Raw genomic sequence first — 3713 nt, 5'->3', positions numbered from 1 at the left:
ACGGCGACCACGCCGGACCAGGCGAAGTCGGCGATTAAAACCGACAACACCACCTATGCCTCCGGTGCGGACATGCTCATCACGGTGACGCTGAAGGATGCAAACGGCAACGCTGTGACCGGCGCGGCGGCTTCGCTGACGACGGAAGCGGTCACGGTGGTGAACGCGACCCTTAAAACCGGCAGCAGCTGGAAGGATAACGGAGACGGGACCTACACCGGGACGTACACGGCGACCACAGCGGGCACGGGCCTGAAGGCGACGGTGAAGCTTGGCGGCTGGGACAAGCCTGCGGAGTCGGAGACATACGTGATAAACGCAGTACCTGCGTTAAAAGACATCGCCGTCAACGGGTATACCTTCGCCAGCAATGCAGGGTTCCCGACCACGGGCTTCAAAGGGGCTCAATTTACGCTGGAACTGAGTAATGCCAGCGCAGCGGATTACGACTGGAAGGCGGATGCATCCTGGGTATCGGTGAGCGCCGGCGTGGTGAGCTTTACAGGAACGGGAACCAAAGACAAGGTCACCATCACGGGCACGCCGAAAAGCGGTGGTACGGCAATAACTTACTCGTTCACCCTGAGCAGTTGGTATATCAATGGCGGAGATACAACACTGAACTGGTCTGATGCCGCCGCATACTGCTCTGCACAGTCCGGCTACACCCAGCCATCGGTGCAACAGCTTAACGGAAACGCAGCTCACGGAGACGGCACCCGCGGTACTCTGGGCGGACTGTGGAGCGAGTGGGGCCAAATGTCAAGCTACACAGGCGCGGGTTTCTCCGGCGGCAACTACTGGTCGTCGGAGCAGAAGTTCAGCGGCTACCACTACAGCGTCTACCTGAGCACTGGCCACGTCGTCAGCCCCGACGACAACTACACGGTCGACGTGGTGTGTCGTCAGGGTCTTTAGCATTTAGCCTTTAATTTTTAACCTTTGGTTTTTTTATTTTTAATTGGTTTTATCTTCCCCCGCGTTTACGCGGGGGAGTCTGAGGAGAATGAATGATGGAGATAAAGGAGAGGCTGGTGCTGAGTGCCCGTCCGGGAAAGCTTACGCTTATCCGGGAGGGCATGTTCCTGAAATGCTACCAGCAGTCGTTGTTTTCACTGGTGCATTACGTGTATCCGGATATCAAAGTTACCGGACGCAGGATAAAAAAACTCGGCGGGCAGGCTGTATTCAGCGGCGGCTTTCCTGAGGCGGTGCTGGTAAAGGTCCTGCCGGAGGCACGGTTTACCGACTGGGGCGCTGAAGCTGACACAGATAATATTGACGAGGTCGCATATCAGTCATGGCTTACCACACTCACCCTGGCGGAAGATAAGGGTGGGGGTGGTGCGACGTCAGACGGGCAATCAGGCACCCCCATACTGAGCGAGGATGAATGTCGCTTTCTGGACAGCTGGCAGCCCGGGCTGTTCCCGTCGTCGGTGGATACAGGGTTCATTCAGGGCCTGAAGGCCCGGAGAAAAAACAATAACGGTCAGGTGGCCTGACAGCGCAGCGGCACGGATGGTGCGCAATGGGTCGCGCCGTTAAGGCGGCGCGAAAACGCGCCATGAAAGAAGACCGGCCTGCTTCACGTTTTTCCGGTACCAGGGAAAAGCGTTATTAAGGGGTGAACGTCGCAAGGCGGTAAACCGGCGGTATCAGAAAGCAGGTATTTGTGAGGGAGTCTGTTGTGTGGCGCGGGTTTCTCCGGCAACAACAACTGGTCGTCGGAGCAGAAGAGCAGCGGCAACCACTACAACGTCAACCTGAGCAATGGCAACGTCAACAGCAACAACGACAACAACACGAACAACGTGGTGTGTCGTCAGGGTGTTCTTGCCATCCTTGCCGCTGCGCCGTCAGGCTACAGATAACATACTTTTGTTTCAGATAAGGAGTGATGGTGCGTTTATCCGGCATGAACGGACAGATGCTGGCCGGTAACCCAGTCCTGCATACAGCATTTTTTGATGCGCATGGAGGTATATTGCGGGCCATCCGGCAGCATGTATCCTGTCAGCAGGCCAGCATGGCGGTGCCAGATATCCCTGCGCAGACGAAAATGCGTGGCGTGCTTCATCATGCCGTAATAACTGTTAATCACGCCCTGCATACGCTGCAACAGGCCCAGCTCAGGAAGTAACGAGCCGGTATGAGCCAGGCACATCCACTCAGTCCTGACGGCGATATGTGCTGCGGGGCGCCCGGATGAGGCGGACAGCAGGCTGTTAAAAAAACGCATCCAGGCCACCAGTTTCGTGATGTTGCGCTTTCTGAGGTGCAGATAGTGGGGGTAAACCCGGTACCCCAGGTAATCGGCTCCCTGATGGCAGGCCTGCAGGGTTTGTTTGTGAGGGTGAAGCGTAAGCTCCAGCTCTTCCTGCATAAAATGCCTGATCGCCTGCCGGTATCGGGAGAGTTGAGCCGTTGAGCTGCCAAACAGGATGAGGTCATCCATATAGCGGACATATCCCTTAATCCGCAGGGTGTGCTTTATATAATGGTCGAGGGGGGCCATAAACAACCCGGCCAGCATCTGACTGGACGCAGACCCGAGTGGAAGTCCCCTGTCAGGTCCTGCCGCAAGCAGAGTTTTGTGTGCGGGAATGCTGTCCAGCAAAAGGCGGTCACCGCTGATAGTGACGGTATTTGCTGGCGCTGCATACCGGATGCTTTTTTCCAGCATATCGCGGATTTGTGTCCGCAGCGGGTGCGAAGACATATAGCGGGTCATCAGCGCATCGCATTGCCGAAGAAGCGCTGAATGCGGGATGCTGTTGAAGAAGTTCTGAACATCAAGTTGCAGATAATACCCGTTTCCGGGGCGGCGCATGAACGTCTGTGCACGGTTAACGGCAGCCAGCACTCCGCGTCCGTGCCGGTTCGCATATGTGTCGTCAATGAGCACCCTTTCAACAAAAGGGGTCAGGTGATACACAAGCCAGTTCTGCGCCAGGCGGTCCCGAAAGGCAGGAGCATAAATCTCACGGAGCTTAGGGTCAGTGACGGCGAACCGCGTGTAGGGTGATGGTGTGTATGAGAGTGAGAATATGTCGGCCGCGAGCTGGCGACAGGTACGAGAAACCGTTTCCATGCCTGCAGATTTTTGGATACTGCGTTGCGTCAGCGTAACACAGTGAAGAAGTTGATGATGAATTTGTTCTGGAGTAAAGACAGTGTCCACGTTTAAACAACCCCTGGTTTACGATGCGCTGCTGCTTTTGTACCGCACGTACTGGGCGACGCACCGACACCTCCCGCGGGCATTCCGGATGACGACCGGAGAAGCTATTTTACAGGAAATCACCGACTGCATTAAGCAGGTGATACTGGCAAATAATGCGGATAAACAGGATGCCGGACAGCGCAGTCAGTCAGTGCAGCATCTGGGATGTACAAGAGCTTCGCTTGTTGTTATCAGGGGGCTTCTCACGCTGGGATGGGGAATGACATTTATTGCTCATGGTGCTTTTATGCGGCTGACGACGTTACTGGATTCAGCCGAGAAGCAGATCACGCGCTGGCAGAGTTGGTTTATGCGTCGTGATGCTGGGAGTGGCACACTACATGAACAATGATGTACTGCTGATAGTGCTGACAGAGGACCGCTGTGTAGCCGCGAAAATTGTTTGATACTGATTTGAAGGCTATTTGATTCACGGTTATACCCCACCGACGCATATCAAATACCTTTCAAATCAGCGCAATTTTCG

General features: G+C 55.2%; 5 protein-coding genes. 4 read left to right on the top strand and 1 reads right to left on the bottom strand.

Going from position 1 to position 3713, the window contains the following annotated elements; genetic code table 11:
* From CNE01S_RS25555 to CNE01S_RS23805, 3 genes are all read left to right on the top strand, one after another.
* Positions 1 to 918: invasin domain 3-containing protein (locus CNE01S_RS25555; RefSeq protein WP_303621197.1), on the top strand; the 918-nt coding region annotated here is incomplete at its 5' end.
* Between the two features lie 92 nt (positions 919 to 1010).
* Positions 1011 to 1505 carry a hypothetical protein gene (locus tag CNE01S_RS23810; protein ID WP_061279156.1) on the top strand — a complete coding sequence of 165 codons (495 nt, stop codon included), beginning with the start codon at positions 1011 to 1013 and terminating at the stop codon, positions 1503 to 1505.
* Between the two features lie 183 nt (positions 1506 to 1688).
* Positions 1689 to 1874 (top strand): hypothetical protein, encoded by a 186-nt coding sequence (locus CNE01S_RS23805; RefSeq protein ID WP_061279154.1) that lies wholly within the window; start codon positions 1689 to 1691, stop codon positions 1872 to 1874.
* Positions 1875 to 1909: 35 nt separating this feature from the next.
* On the opposite strand, the gene CNE01S_RS23800 is transcribed toward CNE01S_RS23805, so the two are convergent.
* On the bottom strand, positions 1910 to 3184 hold the full coding sequence (locus CNE01S_RS23800; RefSeq protein ID WP_138089293.1) for an RNA-directed DNA polymerase: 1275 nt from the start codon (positions 3182 to 3184) through the stop codon (positions 1910 to 1912).
* Positions 3185 to 3272: 88 nt separating this feature from the next.
* Between CNE01S_RS23800 and CNE01S_RS23795 the strand changes: the two genes are divergently transcribed.
* Complete coding sequence (locus tag CNE01S_RS23795; RefSeq protein WP_138089292.1) at positions 3273 to 3578, top strand: four helix bundle protein; 306 nt, start codon at positions 3273 to 3275, stop codon at positions 3576 to 3578.
* Positions 3579 to 3713 lie beyond the last annotated feature (135 nt).

Source organism: Cedecea neteri NBRC 105707 = ATCC 33855, assembly GCF_001571265.1.
Classification (GTDB): Bacteria; Pseudomonadota; Gammaproteobacteria; order Enterobacterales; family Enterobacteriaceae; genus Cedecea; species Cedecea neteri.
This window is presented reverse-complemented; position numbering and strand designations above follow the sequence as displayed.

Coding starts and splice junctions, on each gene's coding strand:
- CNE01S_RS23810 (WP_061279156.1), top strand. CDS start 1,011: ATGATGGAGATAAAGGAGAGGCTGGTGCTGAGTGCCCGTCCGGGAAAG.
- CNE01S_RS23795 (WP_138089292.1), top strand. CDS start 3,273: ATGACGACCGGAGAAGCTATTTTACAGGAAATCACCGACTGCATTAAG.